Origin of the sequence: Bacilliculturomica massiliensis, from assembly GCF_900605495.1 — a bacterium.
Classification (GTDB): domain Bacteria; phylum Bacillota; class Clostridia; order Peptostreptococcales; family Anaerovoracaceae; genus Bacilliculturomica; species Bacilliculturomica massiliensis.
Window position 1 is genome coordinate 472,345 of the sequence record NZ_LR027603.1, and the last position, 25,522, is coordinate 497,866.

The following is a 25,522-nucleotide window of genomic DNA, read 5'->3' on the forward strand; positions in this document are numbered from 1 at the left end:
TCTATGGCTTCGGATCACGGTCTCCCGAAAGGGGGACGGCCCCTCAGCTACATGATGCCGCCAAAGCCGGAGGAGGCGTCGTATTCGAAGGTGGAGACCTCAGTATTCGGGGCTTTGCCCTCATAGGATGTCTCGTAGGTAACGGCGATCTGGTAGATGGAAGAATCGGTCTTCCCTTTGAAATCGTATCTGATATAGCCGCCGTCCAGATAGTCGTCCAGGGTCAGCTCGTCATTGTCCAGCTGTTCTTCGGTAAACCGTTCAAAGACGGCGTTCTTTCCGTCCACTGTCACGGACTTGATCTCGATCTTGTTCAGTCCCGCCATCTCGGCAAAACGGCCTTTATAGATCCCGAGAGCGTAATAATCGCCGCCATTTCCCAGGATGGATTCGTATGCTATATTGAGCATTCCGGTGGTGGAGTGCAATATCACGGTATTTGTGTATTCGTCCCAGCCCACCATGTAGCCCAGCGTCTCCGCCAGGTACTTTACGGGTGCGTAGGTCCGCTGGTTCTGAAGGACCGCCGTGGTGTCCATGGCGATGGTTTTGGAAACGCCCATGTTGTCCATGGGTGCAGTCATCTCTTTGTCGTCTGCATTGAAGAAATGAGTGACGTAGGCTGCTTCCTTGCTGCCGATAGTAAAGGAAACGGTCTCGCTTCCCATAAAGAAGACGGCGTCGCCGTCTTTGACGACTATGGGAGAAGTCTCAGGCGTGAAACTGCGGGTAAACGAGGCGCTTTCCTCCTCCTCATACCAGGTGACCTTCAGGCCCATGGCCGTGGCGATGGGGGACAGGGGCGTCAGCGTGCGGTCGTCGGCGTTGACAAAGGGCTTAGCGTCCGGAAAGGACACATCGGCGTCGTCAAGTTTGACGGTGACCGGGTCTGCGGCGAAAACGCTCATGGGCAGCAAAGTCAGAAGCAGGATTGCGGCCAGTACGATCGTTAGTGTTTTTTTCATCGGTTCCTCCTTGCGGTAGATGCTGTTATGACGATTGCTTTGCGCCTGTCCGGTACAGCCGCCCGCCTGCGGCGGGGGGACTATGGCGGGATATGGCGCGCTGCGTCTGATATAGAAGATTGTACCATAAAATACGGAGGAATACAATTATCGTTTGAGATGTTTCGATGGATGGCGGCCGCCATGCGGCCGTCCTTTAACGTTCAGCTTCCGGCGGCGACCCCGTCGATGACGATCTCCACGAAGCGCCGCAGGACCACGGCGGCCTCGGCCCGGGCGGCGGCGTCTTTCGGGGCGAACAGGCGGCCGTCCTCAGGATGGATTCCGCTTTCGGCGGATGGGAGGGTCCCCAGGGGGATGCCGCTCATCACGTCCGCCTGCTGCATGGCCTGTACCGCGTCTTTCATGCTGCCGGTGATCTCGTCGTCGTCTGCGAAAACCACCGCTTCACGGACTGCGGGGAGGGCGTATCCCAGCTTGTCTGCATACCGCTGCATCATGACCGCCATCTCTTCACGGGTCACGGGACGGTCGGGTTCAAAGGTATTGGCGCCGGGGCCGCTCACAATGCCCTTCGACGACGCCCACTCCACAAAGGAGGCGTAGTAGGCGGTGGCGGCAACGTCGGAAAACCGGCCGGAAGAAGCGTAGTCCGCCGGGTCGATTCCGGCCAGCCGTCCTAACGCTGTGACGAACATGCCCCGCGAGATGACGGTGTCGGGGCTGAATGTGGTCTCGCCGGTGCCGGAAAACAGGCCGCGTCTGGCGACAAAATCGATATCCCGCTTTGCCCAGTGAACCGCCGTGTCCGTAAATGCCGGGGCGAGCTTGTAACCCACGCCATAGACGGAAAAATGATCGATGAAGCCGACCACGCTGCCGCTGTCGTCGTGCTGAAGGGCGTCTTCTGTTTTTCCGTCGGCAAGATCCGGCCTATAGCCGGAAGGGTAGAGCCATTCCGCGCCGCCCGTGCCGTCCGCGTAGACGAGATACAGTCCCTCGACATCTTCCGCGGCGGCGGGGGTGTAGGCAAGGCCCACGGACACGCTGCCCACGTTGGACAGATAGACCGGCCGGCCGTCTTTCTGGAAGCTGATCTTTAAGTCATAAGCCGGCCGGGAGCCGACAGCGGAAAGGGCGTCCCCGGTCAGATCGGTGGCTCTGGCGGCAGTGAAAGTCACGTCCCCGCCGGTCTGGCGGGCGATCTCGGCCAGCTGAGCCGGTCCGAATGTCAGATCCGCAACGGATGTATTGATGGTCATGTACTTCACATTGTTGTTGGGGTCAACAAGCCGGTCAAGGGCCGCCCGCTTGATGGCGATGGAAAAACCGTCGCAGGCCGCTGTTGTGGCCGCATCGTACTGCACCGCGATGCCATAATTCTTACGGCCCTTTTGCTCTGCGGCGTTCAGGGCCCTGGTAATGGCCTCCGACGTGCCGCCGTCGTCCGCCGTTCCCACAGCGGCGCCGTCTTTCACCGTGACGGGCGTTTCGATCACGGCCAGCACAGGGCTGTCCGGCTGGGGCGGCTGCGGGGCCGTGATCGCGATGCGGGAACGGCCGCCCCCGGAGCTCGAATGCCCGCCTCCGCCGCTGGCGGCCGCCCCCGGAGCTCGAATGCCCGCCTCCGCCGCTGGGCGCGGACGGGTTTACGGTGACGGTGCAGCTCGCTGTTTCGCCTCCTTGCCGGGCGGTGGCGGTGATGATGGCTGTGATGGCCGTGCCTGTGGAAACGGCGGTCACGCTGCCGCTTCCGTCCACCGTGACCACGCCGGTGTCGCTGCTCTCCCAACTCACGACAGGCACGGCGCCGGTGGGTCTCAGCGTGGCAGTTAGTTTTTGACTTTGACCGGTTTTCAGCTGCAGCGTGTTCAGGTCAAGGGTCAGGTCGTACTCCACAGTAAGCAGCTCTTCCCAGCCTCCGCTGTCATAGCCCTTCCCGTTTTTGGGGACATAAAAGGTCAGGCCGGAACTTGTATCCTCGAAAGTGGAGGAAGCGATCGCCGGAGCGGTGGTGGATTCCATAATGATGCGGTCGAGGCTGGTGCAGCCGGAAAACGCAGATCCCCCAATTTGAGTCAGGCCGTTGGGCAGCGCCTGCAGGGCGAGGTTCTCGCAGCCGGAAAACGCATATTCTCCGATTTGTTTCAGCCCCTCCGGCAGCGCCTGCAGGGCGAGGTTCTCGCAGCCGGAAAACGCATATTCTCCGATTTGTTTCAGCCCCTCCGGCAGCGCCTGCAGAGCAAGGTTCTCGCAGCCGGAAAACGCAGATCCTCCAATTTGAGTCAGGCCGTTGGGCAGCGCCTGCAGGGCGAGGTTCTCGCAGCCGGAAAACGCATATTCTCCGATTTGTTTCAGCCCCTCCGGCAGCGCCTGCAGAGCAAGGTTCTCGCAGCCGGAAAACGCCGATTCCTCAATTTGAGTCAGGCCGTTGGGCAGCGCCTGCAGGGCGAGGCCCCTGCAGTTGGAAAACGCGGATTCTCCAATTTGTTTCAGCCCCTCCGGCAGCGCCTGCAGGGCGAGGCTGGTGCAGTTGGAAAACGCATAGCCGTCAATTTGAGTCAGACCCTCGGGTAGTGCCTGCAAGGCAAGGTTAGGACAGTTGGAAAACGCAGATTCCCCAATTTGAGTCAGGCCGCTGGGCAGCGCCTGCAGGTCCAGGTTTGAGCAGTGATAAAACGCATACTGCCCAATTTGAGTCAGGCCGTCCGGAAGGGTCAGCGTCTGCAGTTTTGTTATGTTGCCTACCTGAATAATCGTATCGTTTCGCATGGTTTTAAGGTTCGCCATGGGGGACAAGTCAAGGGCTGTCAGACTGTCCCAGCCGCTATCCCTGTGAAACCGCTCTAACAGATATCTCCAATTTTGTCCTGTGATCTCCACCGCGCTGCCGGTGAGCTCGATGGCGGTGACGGTCATTTTGTCGCCGGGCGGAAGGGCGGCAAGAGCGGTTTCAATAGCTGTTTCCATCTCGTCGCCGTCGCCGTTGTCGTTAAAAGTCACTTCCAAAACAACGTCTTGAACGCCTTGCGCGTTCGACGGGACGTTTTCCGCTCCCATCCGCCTGACGTCCGCGAGGGCGATGGGTCCCGGCGCGGGTCTGGCGTCTTCTTTCTCTCCGCTGTAGATCTGGCAGACAAAGCCGCAGGGCTGACCCTCGGCCACCATATAGCCGCATTCCGTCGTGTGCGGCCGGCGGTGACCGCGCGGCCCCCCGGCGCCTGACGGCGTGGTTTCCGCATATGCCGCCGAGCTCAGCTGTCCCAACAGCAGGGCGGCGCACAGCAGCAGCGATAGGCTGCGTTTGTGTGTTCTGTTCTTCATGCTCTTTCCCTCCTATCATTTTATGAGCGGCCGGACAGGAGCGTTTCGAACCGCTCTGAAAGAGCTGCCTGCCGTCTCCAGGATATGACCGGTCAGCCGCGCTTCATCCGCCGCGGCTTTCCGGCCTTCCGGTTTCCCTCGCTTTTCTTTTAAGAAACGAACGATATCTTCCCCTCATTTTTAAAATGAGCTTAGCACAGGGCTGAAAGATATAAAATCATACGGTATGAGGTTTTTCCAACTTTATTTTCGGATGATATTGCACTGAGCTGAAAAAAGTATGAGGTTTTTGCCCCAGAGAAAGGGGGCGGATCAGTTTCATCTTTTTGGGGTTGGCTCATTCTATTCGATCAGTCCCAGCTCCCTGGCCCTGATCACGGCGTCCATGGCGTTGTTCACCTCCAGCTTCCGGTAAGCCGCGGTGAGGTGGCTTTTGACCGTGGAGAGGGAAAGTCCGGTGCGTTCTGCGATCGCGGTGCCACGATAACCCAGGGACAGCAGCAGCACCATCTGACGCTGCTGACGGGACAGCTTGACGGGCTTGTCCTTTCGCCGGATATTTGCGGCGACGCCGGCGCGGCCCTTTGAAAACCGGTAGGCGGCCAGCATGATCTCGTTTACGCAGGACAGGGACGGGCCGGTCTCCTTCCTTTGGCGTGTCTCATTCCTGTGATCCTGCCTGCTCAGCCTGGCGTACAGGCGCTTCAGCACGGGCAGGACGGCGGCGCCTTCGTCGGCCACGACGCGTGTGAAGGAATAGGGCTGCAGGATCCCAAGGGCGGTCTCCAGCGTGGAGACCGCTTCTTTTTTTTGCCCCAGAGCCCACTCCAGAACGGACTGGAGCACGCAGGCCTCCCCCTCGTCCAGAGGGCGGTTAAATTCCCGGCCGTACCGCCGGAGCATGCCGATGTAGCCCATGGCTTCTTCGGTCCTGTTCAGGACCAGATAGGCGCGGGCGGTGGAAAAGTGCTGGTAGATGCGGAACAGCTCCACGTGGTCGGTCTCGACCACAAAGTACTGAGCGAGCCAGTCCCGAGCCGCCGCCCGGTCGCCGTGCCAAAGCCGCCGTCTGACCTGAAAAGCCGCCAGATTGGGTAGGAAAAACTTGGCGGAGGAACGGACAAAATCCTCAAGGACGCGGCCGGCCGTCTCAGCCTCCTCGAACCGCTCCAGCCGGTACAGGATGGAGATCTGCAGGATGCAGACGCAAATGCGGCCCTCGGGCCTGCTGTCTCCGTTCAGGAGCTCCAGAGCCCGGGAGTTTTGCAGCAGGGCGCTGTCCAGATGATTCCGCTCGTAATCGAAACAGGCCCAGATGTGGTGCTGCAGGTAGTTCCATTCCGGTCCGAGAAACAGGGCGAAGGTTTTCGCCACGCCCTGCCGGCTGGCCGGGTCCAGGCTCAGGTCGGAATAGTCCAGATTGCTGCGGTGCATGAAGGGAAGATTCTGCGTGAAGGAGGCGATGCTGGTGGCCAGTCCCTCCGCCGTAAACTGATGGATGTAGCGGCCAAATTTACTGAAGTTTTTAATTTTGTCCAGAATACTGGTGCGGTAGTCCACGCTGTAGGCCAGGATCGCATACTCCACAAATTTGGACTGCGCCAGGGCGATGGAGGGGAGATTTTGATACACGGCGTCCATGTGGGACTCAAACTCTTCCCGGTGGCTGGTGAGGTAGTGATACCAGGCCGCCGCGATGTGGAGAGGCGGGAATTGGCCGAAAGCCTCGGCGGGAAAATCGCCGGAAAAAAAGGTGGAGAGAAAGTCGGCGTACTCCGCCACGGCTCCCCGGTTGTTTTCAAAGAGAAACAAATAGAGATATCCGCTGATCCCCCGGAAATCTCCGCTGGCCGCCCAGAAGCGCAGAGCTTTGGAGTAGTCGCCCTTCGACTTGTAGTAATCGGCTGCCAGCTTGTAAAGTCCGCTGGTATCCGCCTTGTTTTTTGCGGTCTGAGACCGGAGAAAATCCAGAAACATATGGTGATAGCGGTAAGTATCATCGTGCAGGTTGCTGAGAAAATCGTTAGCGCGGCTCAGCTCCCGCATGATCGGCAGGGCGTCTTCCTCGCCGGTGAGGAGCCGCGCCAGCTCGGCGTCAAATTCATCGGCCACCGAAGTCTTCAGGCAGAATTCCCGGATCCGCGGCTCCCAGCGGTTCCAGATGTGGATCTCAAAATAGCGGGCAAAGCCGGAAGCGATGCTTTCTTCCGGGATCCCAGATTTCGCCACGGCGTTGACGCCGATGGCCCAGCCCCCGGTAACGTTGCAGACGAACCGCGATTCTTCAGCGGTGAGTCTCTGGTTTAGACTGCTGAAGTACTGAAGGATCTCTTCCTCTGTAAAACGAAGGTTATCCTGGGTGATCACGCTCAGGGCCTCCTCGCGGAAAAGAGACTGAAATTCTCCGGGGATCTCTCCCCGGGAGAGGATCAGGACCACAAAGGAGCGGGGAAGCCGCCGGAGAATAGCGGGCAGAGACTTGAGGATCTCCCCGTTGTCGATCACGTGCATATCGTCCAGTACCAGAGCGTAAGAGCCCTTCCCGGCGTAGAGCTCTGAAAGCAGCTGCACCGTGTGCTCTACTGGGACGGAGGAAAAGGCCGGACTGGTGATGATCTTCAGCATATTCTCATTCTCCGGACAGACGGAATACAATCCCTTGGAGAGGAGCTTGAAAAAAACAGACGGCGAGTCGTCGTAGCGGTCCAGGCCGATCCACACGCTCCTGCGTCCGGATCTCTTAAGCCAGAGCTGAGCGGAAACGGTCTTGCCGGAGCCGGAGGGGGCGCCTACAAAGACGAAGCGGTTCTCGGAGGCCCGCTGAAAAACCGCCATCAGATTGTGGCGGGGCGCGTAGATATCCGGCAGCGCGGCGGGCGTATATTTTTCATTCAGCAGCCCTTCGATACGGGCGTTGATCCGTTTGTTTGGCATGAGTAGACCTCCGGTATGTTTAACGTTCCGTTCATGTGAACAGATCTAGGGGCGGTTTCTTTCGATTTAATATAACACAGAGATCCGAATACGAACCAAAGCTCAACAAATTGTAAGCGTAAATTCGGAAGTTTTTCTTTTTTTATCTCATCCGGTATGAGAAATAGACAACATAAATATTTACAGATACGAACAGGATGCGGCCGGACGGCAAAAAAACCTCAGCCCGTCCTGTCTTTTGAACGTTAAAAAAACTGAAAAAATGTCGGAGAAGCCTCATACGGGCCGATTATGATTCAAATTGAGCTTCGGTATAATAAAAGAATAAAACGCGGCGGACAGGACCGCGGGCTGAACAGAATGTGGAAAACAGGAGCGTGATGATATGAAAAAGCAGACGGCATTTGTTATGGTTCTCTTGCTGACCGTCAATCTGGCGTTTTCAGCGCCGGCCGCGCTGACCGCGTACGGGGCGCAGACGGCAGCCGGCGATCTGTACGCGAAGCTGAAATTTTTCAGGGCCGACGGCGGAGGCACGGATCCGGAGGAGGAACGTCCCTCCCAGGAGCAGTTCTCCGCCTATAACAACGTGGAAGCTTTCCGCAGCGCGGGCTTTGTGGAGAGCAAGGGGGGAGGCACGTACATCTACCCCAAAGGGATCGCCAGGGAAACGCCGGTGCTGCGCAGGGCTTTTGAAAAGCCGGGCAACGTGGAGATGCAGATGGCGGGCGTGGTCACCGCCACGGACACGGTGGGAACCATGAAGGGCGGCAGCTTCTACACGGCAAAGGAAACGCAGAAGTCGCTGCCGGGCAGAGATGATCAGTTTATCCGTTTCAGTCAGTGGTACGATGTGTCCGATATGGAGGAATGCTCCTGGGCCTACGATATCAGAGATATGCCGGTCCTCCCGGATTGGAGCGGGGGCTGGACCGATGTGAGCGACGGGGAGATACCTCAGTGGACCCAGTGCTTTGTCATGCTTCGGGATCTGAAGCCGCCTCAGGTCTCCTCCGTGGACTATGTCTCCGGGGGAGAACCGCTGGGCGGAGACCTGTATGGCCGGCGATCGAAGATCATCGTGAGAGTGACCTTCGACGAGCCTGTAGACCCTGCCGGAGCGGAGAATCTGAGAATGCTGATGGGAGGTAAAGTCCCGCTGAGATTTACTTATCAGGGCATGGTTGGGGACAGCGAGTTCACACAGTTCGAGTACGAAGTCAGAGTGCCTGACGGCATCGTGGGTTCGGACGTGATCTTTTATAACGCAGACCCCAACGATCCGGCCAAAACCGTCAGGGATTATTTCGGCCAAAACAGCATGGGAAACAGCAGCAGAAGCTATACCATGAGGGGAGCCGCTTTTGATACGCGCACGCCGGGGATGGATTCTGTAACCGTTGTGAATCCTCACTATGAGGACATGCCCCGTTACTATATCCAGCAGCTGTTGGGAGAACACCTGCCGGATGAAGATCAGAATGTGTATATCAAGCTCAACATAGAGCCTCTCCGCACATATCCGCAGGGGTTTAAGGCGGCGATCTACAAGCCTGCGCCCGACGGCATTCACCGGACAGAGGAGCCGCTGAAGAAGGGGCTTGTGTTTGAATATGTGGAGGGATCGGAGGGCATCTACAAGCTTGACGCCCGCTATGGTTCCTGGCCGGGTTATACGACAGACCCGGCTCTGCGCAATGGGATGATCGATCTGTACTGCGGGGACGATGTGACGTCCACCCACCTGGTCTATGAAAATGGCAGGTCGGTGGAATACTGGGATCTCCGCGGAGCCCTGCTGACCAGCGCTGCGATCGGAATACATCCGCCGGGTTTCTGGGAGACGACCCCCTTTTCACGAAAAATGTGGTCGGACTACAACAGCTATGAGGAGCTGCAGAGCTTTCAGACGCGCCAGGGAACCGCGCTTGGGGAGGAATCATTTTACACCAATATAAAAGCGGAGAGGACTGAGATCGGAGGCGTGACCGCGTATGAGACAATACTGCCCAGACAGTTCTTCCGTCAGTCTCAGGCGAAAGTTGATATTGTAGCCGAACCGTTGGATAACGACCTGAGATATAAGAATGAAAAGATCCAAAACGTCTCGGATACAGGATACGCCAGGGGCTGGAAACTTTATGCGGCCGGCGACGACGAGGAAGTGTATCCAACCAGCACGCCGTACTATATGCTGGCCGGCCAGGATTCCGACAGCAGCAGGCTGAGAGCGATGAAGGGCATGGTGACCATGCTCCTGTCGACGAAGCGCAGCATGTCCACCATTGAGCTGCGCGATGGAGAAGGAAACTTGGTGGAGGAGGACGACGTGCGAGGCCGGCTCGATCAGCCGGCCGGATACTGGTATGGCTACAATGTGGCGGCTAATCTGGATGGAGAGAGCCGATCTGCCATGACCGTAAGCTCGACACAGGACCAGTACATAGACCAGATCGTGAATATCGGCCTGTCGGCCATGGACGCAAACACCAGAAAGATCTCCGCCGTCGGGGAGGTGAAGCTGGACAACAAAGCTCCGGAACTCTCCGCCAGCCCCGGTGAAGAGTTCGTCGATTCGGACGGAAGTCTGGAGCAGTCGGTGAGCTGGATCATCCAGGCGAAGGACGTCAGCCCCGTAATAGCGGTGAAATACCGCTATATTAAAGGCGGTGAGAAGCCGGGCGCAGATGAGGGCTGGCTGGATGCTCAGGAGGAATCCGACGGGACCTGGACGGCGCCGCTGACGATCCCGGCCAAGAGCACCTTCGTCGGCGCCCTGGAGTACTATGCTGTGGATCAGTTGGGGAATGACTCCAGGGAACAGGAGCGGAAGCCGCGCAGCCAGGCAGTGACCTACAGAAATCTGGAGTCCGTAAGCGAAGGAGCCATAACAGTAACCAGGTTTTTCGACGGTCAGGAAACGTCAGGCGACGGACCTGTCACGGAGGTCAATGTGGATTTCGGCGATACGGTGGAAGGCTACGAGGTCTGGTATTGCTGGACGAATCTCATCCCCGGGGCGAATCTCGATTACGTGAGCCAGCCTTATACGATGCATAGAAGCTCGGATCCGGCTATCGGCAGCAAGGAGGATCAGCTCAGGTGGAGTCCAATGATCGCTCCAGCCTATCGCTCCACTTATTTCAACCACCCTTACCGGCTCAGCATCATCATCTCCGATCCCGTAAAAGGGACGCCGTGGGAGCAGCTGGACAGTGTAGTCAGCGCGGAATATACCTTCGATTTTTGTACGGAAAAGCCGGCGGTGGCATGCAGGACGTTAGGGGAACCACAGCGGTATGCGGGCCAGCCGCTGCAGATCGATCTGTCGTCTACAGCCGAGATAACGGGTGGTTACTGGGAGATCCGTAGGCCCGGCGAAATCACCGGCGCGGCTATCGGAGAGGGAGCAGCAGGGTTTGAGGCAGGCGATGTTATGAGCGACAGCGCCCTGGAGGAAGGTCATCTGAGCATCGACCCGGCGCTGCTGGGCGGCGACGGCCTGACCACGGGAGGCGGACTGAGCTCCGGGTACTACGAGCTGTACGTGGAAGCGGAGAATGCGCTCGGAATGACCTCCGCGGTCTTCGGACCTTTCAGATACGACAATTCTCAGACGGACTGGAAGCTGAATATAGAAAATATCAGGCTTTCGGGGGACTGCACAGGCGTTTTGACGGGAGGGGACCTGCTGGATGGGGGAAGTCTTCTCTTTGCGGAAAAGACCAATGGTTCCCTTACGGCGGATCTGGCTTATTCCCTTGAGTTTCACAATTACGATCTCTATCCTGACGGCAGGTGCACCCAGGTGAGAGCAGCCAGTCTGCTGGGCACGAAAGCCGGAATATACAGACCGGATCTCTCCTACGATGTGGAGTACAACGAGGCTTCCGGCTGCCTGGAAGGGAACGCCCAGGACGCTCCGATCTGCGGGGTGGGCGACGGGGGTCTGGTCGGCGTGGCGACGGATATGGGCGGTTATATACGGGGCGGCTACACGGAGATCCCCGCGGTGAGGGCCGTGCCGGAGTACGGCCTGAATTATGCGCCTCAGCTCATGGAAAAGACCGGCGGCGCGGGGACGGCGGAGTACGAATTCAGGAAGACAGACCCCTACGGTATAGTGGGAGTCACGACGATAGCGGGCCTGAGCATCACGGAGACTCAGGTCTCCCACGACAACAAGACAATGCCTTACGATGTGATCCACTACGATGAAACCAATGGCGTGGACTATCGGAATTATTCGGATTACGTGGAAGTGATCTCCTCCGACGGCTTTGTGGACAGCATAAAGATCAGGAAAAACTGCACGGTGACTCTGACGCCCGTCTTTCAGGCCAGGGGGCTGGACCGTGACGTATCGTTCAGAATGGAAGAAAAGAAAATAAAAGTAGATTATCTCCCAGAGCAGGCGGCGGACCCGGAGCAGTCGGTGGTGGAAAACGCGGAGGGACCGTACGCCGCCTTCAAGGAGAGCAATCAGAAATGGAAATGGACCGAAGAAGACGGACTGACGACCTCAGATCCCGTTTCTAACGTGGGATTTAAGGGCGGATACGCCGGATACGAGAGAAATGGATTCGAGTTCTACTCGTATCTGTATCCAGCGGTTGAATTCGCGTTGTCCGCCCCAACCACAGGTCTGAATGGATATGGAGACGTGCCGGACCAGAACGGAGACAGTCAGCTTGGCGCTGTGGATCTGAAGGCGTTTCCGGTGACCCAGGCCGATGTGGACCGATTCAGGGAGTATCAGAACGACGGACGATTGACTCTGAGCCGCCGGGTACTGGATGTGACATACCAGGACTTATATTCAGGTACGACGGAGGGCGCTTTCATCCGCGCGATGGAATCCTATTCCGTGGTGCTGAAGGAAGTGCCGGCAGGCGCTGCTCTCTGGGTCAGCGCGAAGCTTCAGACGCCGGGGGGCGAAGTGTGGGTGCCCATAATCACCTCCTATACGCCGGCAAGCGGCGACTTCAGGCCGTCATGGGCAGGCGGCGTATTCGTGTCCAGGCCCGGCGAGCTGGGACGATATACGCCTAAGATCTTCTTCGACGAGTCGCAGGCAGCGGGTATCCAGACGGTGAAGGGAACTATGCCCATGGAACGCACGGTTCTTCCGGTCAGCCGGGAGATGTTGTCAGAGTTCATCGGCGCCGACGTCACCGACGCCGCTTTGTATTTGAGCAGTATGGAATATGAAGAGCCGGAGCGTTACGATAAAATGATGGCGGTGGTAAAGAACTATGCGATGAACGCTCCCGAGGATCAATTCATTCATGAACAGGAGCTGTTCTTCACCCCCGGGAAGACATTCGAGCTGCTGTTTACCAATTACAGAGGCAGCAGCCTCGAAGTCATATCCATTGACGAGGCGGATTACGATATCACGTATCCGGCTATCTCCACGAAAGTGGAGTATTACACGGACTACGGAGAGAAGACTCTGTGGAACGGAAGCGACTGGATCCCTCTGTATGAGGACGGCGGCGCGGGGGAGATGAAGGATCTGGCCCTGTCCGTTGAACCCGGCCAGGGGGAAGAAGAGTACTATTATTTTGAGAATGAAGCCAGTCTGATCCCGGTGGTGGACAGGAGAAATTCCCAGCAAGCCGGCTCTGCCGAGCTTTCGGGAAACGAGCGGCTGGCGGCTCTGGCCGCACAGGGCGTCACGGTCTATAAAAAGCTGCTGCTGCGGCCCAACGAGGCCAGTCCGGCAGATCCCTTCGGCAGGGATACTGTGATCAAAGCGGTGAACGTCACCCTGGGACAGGAACGGGACATCGCGGTAAAATTCAAGGTACAGGGCACGAAGCCCAATATCGACGTGCGCCTGCTGACAGGGGGAGCGATCGGATCAGTGTCCACGCCAGGAAGCTGGGCGCTGGCTGTCTCCGCCTACGACGGAAGGTCCGGTCTCGATCAGCTTCAGGTATGGATCGACGGTGTGGAGCAGACACAGGCGGACGGTCTGGGCGCGTCTTCCTATTACAGAGTGTTTTCCGAGGACTCCATCGTGAAGCTCGACGCAAAGGCGGTAAATCGCGCCGGGATCATAGGAGAAGTCAGCGGCGTCTACGGCGGCGATGTTCCGGACCCGGGGATGCCGGGACCGAAGAAGGGATACGATTACAGGCTGAGCTACCAGTATCAGGATGCGGATGGAAATTGGAAGACGGCGGTTCCAGGCATGAACTACAGCGTGGTGTTTGCCAGGATCGAGCTGCTGACCAGCGGCACGGCCATCCGAAACAACGGAGGCTCTCCCGATTACGCCTTCCTGCCGGGCCAGAGCGGGACCTTCGTTTTCGAGGTGGAGAAGGATGGAAATGTGACAAACGAGACTACCGGCTACAGCCAGCCCTCGCCGGCGGCCTTCGCTCTGGCGGACTGGACGCCGAAAACGCCGGAGGCGGAGCAGGTCACGATCACGCTGGATGTGCTGGCCTCCGATCTTCAGGCTTCCGACATCAGTCTGAAGGACAGCAGGGGGCAGGCGGTGCCGCTGAAGGATAACGGAATGGTCCCGCTGAACGGGAGATCGTACAGAGAAATGACGGCGGTGACGAAAAAGAACGATATCTATACGTATACGGTTACAAAGGGCCAGTATACGGTGCATTCCGGCAGTCTGACCGTGGACAATATCGCAGGGGGCGGTATTGTGGACAAGCCGCTGGAACTGACCTTTACCTACTCCATCCCGGAGGACACGCTCACCAGAAATCCCGTCATCGTGCGGGCGGTTACGAACCAGACCGCGTCGGTCACGGTGACCTCTTCCACCGGAGCGGTGAAGCGGCTGGCCGGAAACCGGTTCCAGTTCAGTACCAACGGAACCGTGGACGTGGTGGCTTCTACGGCGGCTTACCGGGTGGAAAAAACGGCGGCGGTGTCCAATATCGACGCCGCGCCGCCGCAGGTCCAGGCCAACGTCGCCTACACCACGGAATCCGCGCTGGTGACCTTTGAGCCGGCCGGCGGCGACGATCCTATGTCGGAGATCACACTGGATTCCTTCCGGCAGCTGGACGCCGGTTTTGTGGGCGGCAGCGCCGAAACAGGGACCACGCTGGACCGGATCCAGGCGGTCCGCATCCGCAGAAACGGTCTCTACCGTCTCATCCTTTCCGACCTGGTGGGAAACACCCAGACCATTGATCTTGTGATCGACGGTCTGAGCAGCGCGCTGCCGGAGGTCACCGACGTAGCCTGGCAGTACAATGCATCGGACGCTGTGGTGACGGGAAACAAAGCGCCGGTAAACAGGTACGTAGAAATATTGGAAAAGGACTATCCGGTCACCAATCAGGATATGGAGCTCACGATCAAGACCAATCTGCCTGTCAGGGAGGTCGGGAAAAAGGGAGCGGACTACGCGGATACCTTCGTGAAGACGCTGCCTGGCAACGTGACGCAGAACTTCGTATTCGAGGATCAGCGGACCGCCGCCACAAATCTGCTGTTCAAGACCGACGTCATAGATAAGGGATTCCCGGTGATCGTGTTCAACAATGGGCAGACGCTTGCTTATTTTGAGCAGAATCAGGCGGCTTACGATAAAAACGATCTCTATGATTTTACTGCGGGCGACTTTAAGGACGGGGCGTATACGGCCATGAAAAAAGAGGACGTCAGGATCGACTTCGGCAGCTTCGATCCCAATGATCTGTCGGCCAACACCTTCGACATGAAAAAGCCCTACACCATCACCTACTCGGCGGTGGACGCCGCCGGGAACGAGACTGCCGTTGCCCGCACCATACGGCTGTTCGGCAAGGACGACCTGTGCGTGCTGGTAGACGGAAAGCTTCCAGACGGCGACACGGCGGAGAGCTTCGGAGGCCAGATCACCGTCAGCGTGGAAAATTACAGCGGTCAGCTGTTCGCCTCCATGGCGGCGGGCAAGTACAATGCGGCGGAACTGAAGCGGAGGGGCGTTCCCATGACGCCGGGCCCGGACGGGAAGAGCTTCGTGCAGCAGGTGACTCCCAGACGGTGGTATACCGTATTGGTGCGCACAGGCACCATGGAGTCCTTTACCGTTAAAATCTGGGTGAACTGAAAGGAGGCATATGATGAAACGAATGATCGCAGGTCTTCTCGCCCTGATCCTGGTCCTGGGACCGGCGCCGGCCGGCGTATCTGCGGCGGAGGACACGGAGCTGACGCTGAGCAACACCTATATGAAATATACCCTCAACACGAAAACAGGGGCGTTCATGGTCGGCACGCTGGAAGGACATCCGCAGAAGGCGAAGGACAATAATATGCCCCTGCTCTATGACGGAGGCAGTCAGACCAGCTACACTACAGTCCGCATCGACGGGGAGGACTACGTGTTCGGGAAGGATTACGGATTTCTCGGACTGGACAGTCAGCTCTCCCAGCCCGTGCAGGATCCGGGCAATCAGACGTTGAGCATCAGCTGGACCATAAAGGGGATCCAGATCACCCAGCTGGCGGAGCTGAAGAGCGACGCGGTGAACCCGCTGAGCGGCAATGTAGGCCTGCGTTATACGGTCAAAAACGTCGGCGCCGCCGGGAACCCGCAGGTGGGGATCCGGGTGCTTCTGGATAATGCGCTGGGCGAAAACGACGCGCCTTTTGTCATCGCCGAGGGCGGTATGCCGATGTTCTATGAGAGCGATATGGACGACGCAGGCGGAACGGCGGTGCCGACTCAGCTGCGATTCATGGACGACTACGGCAATCCCAACGTGATGGCCTACGCCATTCTCAACAGCTGGTCCGGCGCGGAGACGCCGGACCGGGCGGTGGTGGGACACTGGTGGAATCTGGCCAACACGAAGTGGGACTACACGGCAGACCGCAGCATGCGCTTCACCTCCGTTTCCAACAGCCTGAATACGGCGGATACTGCATCGCTGTATTACTTCAGTCCGAAGAGCTGCGCCCAGGGGTCGGAGCGCACGCTGGAGCTGATGTACGGAGTGGGAGATTTTTCCTATCAGAAGACGGAGAACGGCCCTAACGTTTCCATGAGCTTCAGCAATGCGCCGGAGCTAAACGAGACCGGAGACGGTTATAAGAACAACGGGGAGTTTACGCTGTCCGTCAAGATCGACAACACCATCGACAACGCAGAGACGCACAACAACTCCGTCGTTATGCTGAACTTTGAGGACAATCTGGAGGTGATCCAAAAGCCCTCCGGCTGCGACGCGTCAGGCTCTGTGCTGGGCATCGGCATCATCAGCCCCGGCGATATCCTGACCTACGAGTGGACCTTCCGGGCGAAGGAGCAGACCTACTATATTTCCTCGGAATTCGTCGCGTCTTTGAGCACCAGTCTGTCGGAGGTACTCTACCGGGATTACGTGCTGCTTCCCTCCGTGGAGGGGAACCTGCCGGATTTCACCGTAGACAGTATGGAGCCGGGGGAGGTCTATTTCCGCGGCACGAAGATGGTGACGCTGAAGGGAAGCTTCAGCGAGGCCACCCTGAAAAATACATACGGGACCCAGTGGAACGCTTACTTTGAAAACGTGGACACCGGGGCGGTCTATCAGTGCGTCAAGTCGGACGTGAGCTTCATCGGAAAGAACTCCGACACGCTGGTGGTCCGGTATTCCGGAGACATGGCCATGGGGACCTACCGGCTGGTATTCCGTTTTACCGGGGGACTGGCGGGCCTGTTCGACAACGGCAGCGGAAGGATCATTCCGGACGGCACGCTGCTGGTATCCAACAACCCGGAGCTGGTGACCAAGACATACGGCGTTCTTACCGTCATGAGGACGGGGAACCGGGGAACCTCTTACGTCATCGTCCCCTTTGAGACGGAGGAGGAATTTGAACAGTACGTGGAGGACCGGGGACTGCGGGGCATGGACTGTCCCTACGAAGAGATCATGCTTGAGCTCCGGGGAGCCGTGAAGTATTACGACGACGGCTCCGATCAGTTCTATTACGCCGATCCCAACGACGATCAGGTGACCATCAACAACATCCTCACCTACGGCAACACAGACGAGCTGCTGTATCTCACCGAAATAAAGGATAACGGAAGCGTGAAGGGGATCCGCGTCCACGGCGGCGGAGATCTGGGCGTGGTAGGCGGCATGACCTTCTTCAAGTGGGGCTTTGAGATCCAGTTTGACAATGGATTTTACTATACCCACAACAGAGAAAAGCTGGAGAATGTGGATAATCCCCAAAAGGAGCTGCTGACCAGAGATATCACCATAGACGCCACCGGAGGCATGGGCATACTGCAGAAGGTGGCGGGTTTCCTGTTCCAGCTCAACTACGGCACGCTGACCGAGGACTGGTCTTCACTGGGCGGAGCTTACGATCCCGAGGAGAGCAAGGGCTACGCCGTGAATTTTGGCGGGAAAGTGGCTCTCAATTTCTTCGAGATCCCCGGTCTGCCTGGGGGCGGCGACGAGGAAGAGGGCGGCGGCTCCGGCAGTTCCGGCGGCACGGAGGGATCGGACGCCAAAGTGCCCGTGCCCACGCCCGAGGCCGATTCCGGCAATAAACCGGAGGAGGGTGATAAATCGGGCGGCGGCAACCCGCTGAACAGTCTGGCGGGTCTTGGGGCGTCGGTGGCCATCGACGACATTATGTTCGGACAGAAAAAGGACGGCAGCGTGGGATTTTTGGGCATCAACACCACGGTGGAAGCCAGCCTGCCGGAAGCCTTTTTCGGCGATATGGTGAAGGCGGGGCCCAGCATGACGCTGACCATCAACACCATTGATAACGTCTACTCGATCCAGGGAGGCGTGGGCCTGAAGGTCGTCGAGTGTTCCGCGACCCTCAGCATCAAGATGCTGCCGGTCTCGGAGGATCAGAAGGTAAAGATCCCCGTTCCTGACTCCATGGAATTCGGCCTGGGAGGCCTGCAGTCAGTGCGGATCATCCCGCCGGTCATGTCGCTGAACGCTTTGGAAGGCGGCATCAGCGATATCTACGACACACTCAGCGGGAACTTCGAGGGGCTGCCCCCGGTGACCATCAAACTGGGCGTGGGGGTCGATCTCTTTGAAGTCCTGCGCGGGGGAGGCGAGATCCGCATATCCCCCAGAAGCTTTTACGGGGAAGCGACGCTGGGGATGGCCAATATCCCATCTGTCACGCTGAAGGGAATCTTTGAGGCCCAGTGGGCCAGCCCCTTCTACGCCACGCTCACGGGCCAGGTGGAGATCCTCTCCAGCGCTATCGTGGGCGGCGTCACCGTGCATATGGGGGACGGCGAGCTGAGGGGCGTTCTCTTCGGAAATGTGAACGTGCCCGACATCATACCGATCATGGGAGGCATGCAGATCGCCAACGCGGAAGGTTACCTGTCCACCAGATCGGTGGGAGCCAGCGCCAAGTTTATGGGCGACTATGTGAATGTGGTCTACTACTGGGGCAGCGACGGCGTGGACGTGAGCTCCGGAAGCGAACCGATGTACGCGCCCGGTTCCATGCTGGACAGCGTTCTGTCCGCAAGGGCGGAAGGGGCTGAGTTCGATACGGAGGGCCGGGTGCTCTACGGCTCCAACATCAGTCCGCTGGCAGTCAATGAGAACGGAGCGCCGGTATTCGGAAGCGGACGTTCCGGAAGTCGCAGCCCGGCTGTCTTCGGCGATGAAACAGAAAAATCCCTGAGCTTTACGGTGGACGACGCCATGGCCGCGGCCTCCACGCTGTTTATCGAGATCCCCTACGCCGCCGCGCCGGCCATCGGAGACGTCAAGCTGACGGCGGACGGCGCCGAAGTGCCGCTCACACAGGCGGATCTAACGTCCGGCGAAGGCAACTTCATGATAAACTCCGGGAAGCAGAGACTGCTGCTGTCCGTCCACAGTGATAAGTACAGCGAAGGAACGGTCATAAAAGTCGGTTTCACCCCTTCCTCCGCGGTGGACACCGAAAACTACGCCGTATACGGCGCGGGGGCGGTGGCCAGACTGACAAGCGCCCAGACCTCGTACAGCGGCAGCGGCGGGAGCTTCCGCTACACGACTGCCACGGAGGGTCTGAAGGATCATTCACAGCTGCAGGTCTATCTGACCGAGAATCCGGACGCGCTGGAGACGCTTGAGGCCCAGGGCAGGCAGGCGTACAGTGCAGATCCGGAGAGGAAAAACCAGCTGGGCACGCCGGTGAACAGCGCCCCTATCACAGGAAGCGGGATATCCGGCGGAACGCTGCCGATCCCCGACACTCTGGCCACTGGGACGTATTACGCCGTCTACTCGCTGATGACGGAGGGGGAGACCGCGTTCACCTGTGTGGACAAGGCCAACCCCATCAGCTGGACAAACGCGGAGCAGCCCTCCCCGCTGAGCAGCGCTGTGCTGATCCCGGCGGGGGACGGAGCCTTCCGCGTCAGCATGGGCGGCATCGAGAGGGCGAAGGCGGAAGGAGTCACCGATCTGTTCGTGGAGCTGAAGGACGGTTCCGGTCATCCGGTGCCGGGTTATGAGATGCTTCGGTCCGGCATTGAAGGCGCGGACAATATCTACGTGGGCGGCGGCAAAACCGTTTCGGGCTTCCTGGCCGCCGGGACAAGCGCCGGCGTCCCGGAAACAAGCGGCTCTGCACTGGGAACCAGCGGCAGCGCTCTGGAGGCCGGCGGCAGCGCCGTCCGGGATACCTACGCGATCCGGCCGCTCACACCGGGGGAGAGCTATCACGTCACCGTGACTCCTGCAAAGTTTGCGCCTCAGACCGGCGGCGCGTACGATGAGAATCGGGTGTTCTACGGCTCTTCCACCGACTCCGCCCCTGTGGAACTGCCGGCGGTCAACACGCCGAAGCTCATCGGGATGCAGACCGACGCGCTGGAAGAGAAAAACGGAAGCAGATGGCTGAAGGGAGATCGTTTTACGGCGAAATATACCTTTGATCAGGATGTGCGGCTCTCGCTGACCGTCAACGGTTCGGTCTACAGCTATCCCGACGAGTATAAGAGCGTCTGGGAGGTGTCCGTGCCCCTGGAGGACGGCGATCACTCTGTGGTGTACACGGCCAGAAACCGGGGCGGAGATACGGCGCGCAGCGATCTGACGAAGAAGGAGGGCGTGTTTGCATTCACGAAAGATACCACGGCGCCCATCCTGTTCACTGAGGGCGGCAGCATCATCACCGCCTCCGCCGTGACCGGCGGGCTGAAGATCTCCGGCGTCAGCGAGAGGGCGGCATCTATCGTGATCCGCCCGGCTGAGGGCGCGGCCTCCAATATGGCGCTGTCAAGCGCGGCGGCGGCCGGCAGTGCAGTCTCCAACGCGGCGGCGGCCCAGCACGGCTGGCGGCCGACCTGAAAGCACTGACGGATAAACTGGGCCAGGAGAATATCATCAAGGTGATCGAGGCCCATCCCACCCGTCAGACCAGCGTGCAGACCGCGGAAAACGTCACGGTGGTGGTGCCCGTGGGCACTGTTGCCAGAGAAAACAGAATCGTGATGTACAAAAAGAATCCCGCTGCAGACACTTCGATGCTGGCCGGAGGGGACAAGGCTCTCAGCGGACAGTTCTCCTTTGAAAAGCTTTACAATGAGAATTTCGCCAAGCCGGTCATCCTCCGTTTCGACGCCGCTGCGGCGGACGGATCTGTGGGACCGGACGGAGACGCGGCCGCGGATATCCCGGGGACGGCGGGTCTGTACCGCTACAACAGTTATTTCGATAACTGGGAGCTGATAAAGGAAGAAAGCCGTCAGGGAAGTGTTCTGACCTGCGCTCTGGACGATCTGAGCGGACAGTTCATGTTCGCGGAGCGGTCGGGTGAAAAGACATTCCAGGATGTGGCGGCCACCCACTGGGCGGCCGGTTATATCTACAGGCTGTCAAGCCTGGGCGTAACCGCGGGCTATGAGAAGGACGGCCGGCTTCTGTTCCGGCAGGATGACAACATTACCAGAGCAGAGTACCTGACTCTGCTGCTGAAAATGTTGCAGGTCGACGTTTCCAAGTACGGCGATTACGACCTGCAGGTGAAGGATCTGGCGGAGATCGAGGACTGGGCTCTTCCCTACCTCAAGGCCGGCTTCGCGCTTGGAATTATGAGCGGAAGCGCCACAGAGAACGGCGTGGAGACCAACTGGAACCAGCCCGTCAGCAGGGCGGACGCCATGACGATGATCTACAACGCGAAAAAGTTTGACCCGCCGGAGACGCCGGCAGACTTTGCCGATCAGGGGCAGATCCCATCTTACGCTGCGGAGGCGGTGAAGAACCTGGCGGCCGTCGGCGTGATATCCGGTTACTCCGATGGCACCGTTGGGCCGGCGAAGTCCATTTCCCGCAGCGAGACCGCGGCTATCATGGTCAAGTGGATGGAGAAGGTGCTGACCGGCAGGTAGATCTTGTTTGAAAAAGGGCCTCCTATGATAAAAATCATAGGAGGCCCTTTCACATTCAAAATACCAGAATAGAAGGCTTCGCCGGAGATCCTTCTCAGCGCAGTTTTGGACCTGCGGAAGGAGAAGGAACCGGCGTGTCCCCGTATTCCAGGGTGATAACTACAGAAAAGCTGTCCTCACGCCGCTGGATCTTTACGTCTCCGCCGTATTTTTCTGCGATCTCACGCAGAAGGGAGAGCCCGAACCCGTGAGCCTGCCGGTCTTCCTTGCTGGTGCGGGCGGGATCGCTGTCGCAGGGAGCCGCGTTGACACAGGAGATGACAAGGCTGCCGCCGGAGAGGCGGATGGCCAGGTCGATCCAGCAGGGGAGATCGGGCTGAAGACTGCGGAGCCGCAGGGACGCTTCCAGCGCGTTGTTCAGCAGGTTCATCAGCAGGGAGGTGAGGTCGCTGTCGGAATAGGGAAGCGTGGAGGGGAGCGCGTCCAGCTCTTGTTCCACATAGATATTCTCCCTGGCGGCCCGCGTCAGCTGTACGGAGAGAATGGCGTCCACTAAATTGTTTTCGGTATATTGGCAGGGACCATCCTCCGGATTTTTTTCCATCGAGTCTGTGAGTTCATGCAGATAACCGCGGAGCTCGTCCAGTTTCCCGGCTTCCAGATAATGAGAGATCAGAGTCAGGCGATTGCGGCTCTCGTGGAGCTGACGCCGTGTGCGCTGCACGTACTCCTGCTGCAGACGGGCATGTTCCGAGCGTACCTGAAGCTGAAGCTGCACCAGCCTGCCCTCGGCCCGCAGCTCCGCGTCCGTGCGGTAGATCTGAACGGTGTCGTAGAAAGCGATACCTCCGATGAGAAGGAGCAGGATGCCGCCGGCCAGCTCCACAAACCATCCCAGATAAACGGGCTCAAAGGCGGGCAGCAGTTTATCCATGATAAGGGCCGAGGCGAACACACAGTTTCCCGTCAGAAGTGCCCGTGAATACGGCCTTTCGCGTGCCGTCGCCCATAGTGCGGTGCAGAGCAGCCAAACGGCGGTGAACCATTTGTAAGCCGCAAGGACGCGGGAGAAGGCCATGAGGGCGCCTGCGTGGGTCACCGGGAAAAGGGGCAGAAGCAGAACGCTCAGACAGATCAGAGCGCCTGCGGCGCAGGCGGGCAGAAAAAATCTGCGGGGCAGCATGCAGATCTGTCCCTGTATGCCAATGAGAAGAAGAAAGATGCCGTAATAACAGCATCGCTCAACGGCGGGCCAGACTGCGGAAGAAAGATCCATGATCTGAAGCAGGGGCCAGGCCGTACTGACGCAGAAACACAGGAAGAGCAGTGACAGGGTCCCGTAGGGGCGGCGAAACCGGAAAAGCAGCGCGGCCAGCGCGCAGAAAACAGCCAGAGCCAAAGCCAGAGTACAGGCGGAACCGTGGATCAGCTGGCGGAGAAAGACCGTGCGTCCCACCTGATCGGGGCTGCCGAAAGCGGGAGGATAGACCATGCCGCTGTAAAAGCCGCTGTCGTCCGAAGCCTGGACCACGATATCCACAGAGTCCGTTGCCTCGAAGGTCAGAAATCCTCTGCCGGCGGCGTGGTCGTCGCCAAAGCCTGAGCTGTACAGCAACCTGCCGTTTATCCACAGACGACATCGGCTGTAGATCTCCGTCAGTTCCAGAGCGTACTGCCGCGTTGTGCCGTCCGTTAGAATTTGGATGTGATAAGTGCCCTGGCCGTGGGGGTCGGCATGAGGATCGCCCAGATCAAAGCCGCCGTAACGGCCGATATAGAAGGACGCGTCCGGGGAATGATCAGCGATCTCCTCCGGCGTCAGCAGTTTTCCCTGGTAGAAGGACCAGCCGTCCACCAGATAAAAAAGGGGATCGTCGTCATACCACCCCATGTTCAGATGGATCTGCCCTCCACCGGCCTGTGGCCTGGGGCGGGTGTACTTGTTGTCAAACTGATAGCAGAGGAGAAACAGGGCCGCCGACGCAAGAATGACTGCCAGCAGCATCAGGGCAAAGGAAAGATTCTTTTTGCCGGTCAAGTCCGTCACCGCCCTTTCTTTTTCAGGATCAATGCGGCGCAGAACAGAAGAACGGCAGCGCCTGCCGCAGCCAGAAAGGCGTCCGGCCACAGGCGGGATCCGAAGAGTCCCGCATTGCCGGCGGTGTTAGTGGACGCAGGTTCTGGTGATGCGCCCGACGCCGGGGCGGAGGTTTTATCGTCTCCGTGGTACGGCGGATCGCCGGATCCCGGTTTTTCTGGTTTTTTCAGTTCGTGGCCTTCGGCTGGCTGAACCGCGGTAAGGGCTGAGCCTGCGGCGGAGAGACCGTCTGCAACGGCTGGAGCAGTGGAAAACCGTGCAGGCGTTTCAACGCCGGGGGCCGTAACGAAGGGTGTTTCCGCGGGACCCGCTGACAGTGCGCCCGGGGACGTCCCATCGCCGGAGTCGGGGTCAGATCCGGGATCGGAGTCGAGATGAGCCTGCGGCTGTTCTTCGGCTGGATCGGAGCCTACGCCGGAGCTGTGGGGCGGACGATGGGAGGACCCGCCGCCCGAGGGACGGGAGGAATCATCGGCGTCCGGGTCCGGCGGGATGATCTCCACATCGGGAAGATCGCCCTGATCGTCTCTTCCATCGCCGTCCCGGTCGCCTCCCCCGTTGAGAGAGTACAGATCGTAAAGCAGGAAGGTAAGATCGCCGGGGGCGGTGAGCATTGACGCAGGGGGAGCCGGGACGTCTATGCCCGAATCTGGTACAGAGATATGAAAGCGGTACGTATGATTCTTTTCCAAGGGTCCGATGATCGCTTTTGAAGGCCCGACAGCGGTCTGGGTCAGGCCCGCCGCGTCCAGCCATGGTCCCTCGTCAGCTGAATAGAGCAGACGGATTTTTTCCGGCTCCGGGAGTTCCGAAAAGAAACGGAGAGAGGCGCAGGATCCCGAATCCACAGCTTCGCTGATGGCGGGCCTTGAAGGATCGATGACCCGGATGGGCACGGTGAAAGGGGGAAGGGCTGCGGGAAACCAGGAGGGGGCCTGTGGATGGACTGTGGCTGAATAGATCCCCGGCAGGTCCAGATCATCCGGCAGACCGCTCCAGGAAACGGGAGTTTCCACGAAAAGATAGCCGGAGGAGATCTCATCAACAGGATCGTACAGGACATAGACGACGTTCTGAAATCGTTTCAGGCGATCGTCCAGCTCTGAGCGGGACGCGCCGGCGGTAAAGCACAGGCCGTTTTCGCCGAGTCTTCCGTAGCTGACGGCCTGACGGGATGTGATTTCTGCGCCGGAGGGAAGAGGGGAGACGAGACAGGAGTCCAGTGTGATCTCGCTCGATGCCGTACGGACGGCGGCGCAGTCAGGGTCCTGGGAACCGGAAGGCGCGGCGGCGCCGGCGGTGACGCTGCAGAGCTCCAGACGGACGGGCCCCTCCGTGCGGATCGCAGTAGAATTCCCGCCTGAGGCGCTGATCCGGCAGCGGTTCAGGTCAAGGGGACGGCCGCCTGTGATCTGCAGGGCCGTGCAGCCTGTCCCTTCGGCGTACAGCTCTGATTCTGTCAGAGACAGTTCATTGCCCCAGCGGGAAGTGTTCTGGTGAAATTGGATCGCAGGGGAGTCGTCTCCTTTGAAGTGGATGTTTACGTCGTTTTCCAGGACCAGATCGCCCTCCGCTGTAAAAAGAGGGCCGGCCAGATCCGCCGGGGCATTCTTTTCAAAACGGACGGGGCCCAGAAGAATGAAAGCGCTGTTCTCAGGAACGTGAATGGAATAACGGTCCGTTCGGACCGTGCAGGGGCGGGTGACAAAGATGGAGTCGTCCGTGCCCGGCCCTGTCCATTCGATATCCGCCAGCAGGACCGCCTCGCCCCCCGCATCCTGCGTTAAGAAACGCAGCAGGTCCTGGGCGCTGCCGCACTGGGCGGGCGCGGCATTGCCTGCCGGCGTGGTCGCGCTTGATGGCGCGGCG

Annotated in this window: 9 protein-coding genes; 3 read left to right on the forward strand and 6 right to left on the reverse strand. The window is 59.0% G+C overall.

Annotated features, from left to right (window positions below):
* Window positions 1-47: 47 nt before the first annotated feature.
* From E0E37_RS11700 to E0E37_RS11715, 4 genes are all read right to left on the reverse strand, one after another.
* Window positions 48-965 carry a copper amine oxidase N-terminal domain-containing protein gene (locus E0E37_RS11700; protein WP_130863217.1) on the reverse strand — a complete coding sequence of 306 codons (918 nt, stop codon included), beginning with the start codon at window positions 963-965 and terminating at the stop codon, window positions 48-50.
* A gap of 203 nt (window positions 966-1,168) precedes the next feature.
* On the reverse strand, window positions 1,169-2,464 hold the full coding sequence (locus E0E37_RS18900) for an S-layer homology domain-containing protein (protein WP_246019782.1): 1,296 nt from the start codon (window positions 2,462-2,464) through the stop codon (window positions 1,169-1,171).
* Window positions 2,349-4,289, reverse strand: coding sequence for a leucine-rich repeat protein (locus E0E37_RS11710; protein WP_130863219.1), 1,941 nt, complete (start codon window positions 4,287-4,289; stop codon window positions 2,349-2,351). Before E0E37_RS11710 ends, E0E37_RS18900 begins: the two co-directional genes overlap by 116 nt.
* A gap of 342 nt (window positions 4,290-4,631) precedes the next feature.
* Complete coding sequence (locus tag E0E37_RS11715) at window positions 4,632-7,223, reverse strand: LuxR C-terminal-related transcriptional regulator (RefSeq protein ID WP_130863220.1); 2,592 nt, start codon at window positions 7,221-7,223, stop codon at window positions 4,632-4,634.
* A gap of 385 nt (window positions 7,224-7,608) precedes the next feature.
* Between E0E37_RS11715 and E0E37_RS11720 the strand changes: the two genes are divergently transcribed.
* Genes E0E37_RS11720 through E0E37_RS11730 form a run of 3 tightly spaced genes read left to right on the forward strand, consistent with a single transcriptional unit; the run spans window position 7,609 to window position 21,555 of the window.
* Entirely contained in the window at window positions 7,609-15,297 is a 7,689-nt protein-coding gene (locus E0E37_RS11720; protein ID WP_130863221.1) for a hypothetical protein, read from the forward strand.
* A gap of 13 nt (window positions 15,298-15,310) precedes the next feature.
* A complete protein-coding gene (locus E0E37_RS11725) occupies window positions 15,311-20,512 on the forward strand; it encodes a hypothetical protein (protein ID WP_130863222.1) in 5,202 nt (1,733 codons plus the stop codon).
* A gap of 41 nt (window positions 20,513-20,553) precedes the next feature.
* The gene (locus tag E0E37_RS11730; protein WP_130863223.1) at window positions 20,554-21,555 is read left to right on the forward strand and encodes an S-layer homology domain-containing protein; all 1,002 of its coding nucleotides are present in this window, start codon (window positions 20,554-20,556) and stop codon (window positions 21,553-21,555) included.
* A gap of 94 nt (window positions 21,556-21,649) precedes the next feature.
* Here E0E37_RS11730 and E0E37_RS11735 read toward each other — a convergent pair whose 3' ends face one another.
* The gene (locus E0E37_RS11735) at window positions 21,650-23,593 is read right to left on the reverse strand and encodes a sensor histidine kinase (RefSeq protein ID WP_246019714.1); all 1,944 of its coding nucleotides are present in this window, start codon (window positions 23,591-23,593) and stop codon (window positions 21,650-21,652) included.
* A 5-nt stretch (window positions 23,594-23,598) separates the two neighbouring features.
* Window positions 23,599-25,522 (reverse strand): hypothetical protein (locus E0E37_RS18570; RefSeq protein ID WP_207302962.1); only part of this gene is annotated, 1,924 nt, incomplete at its 5' end.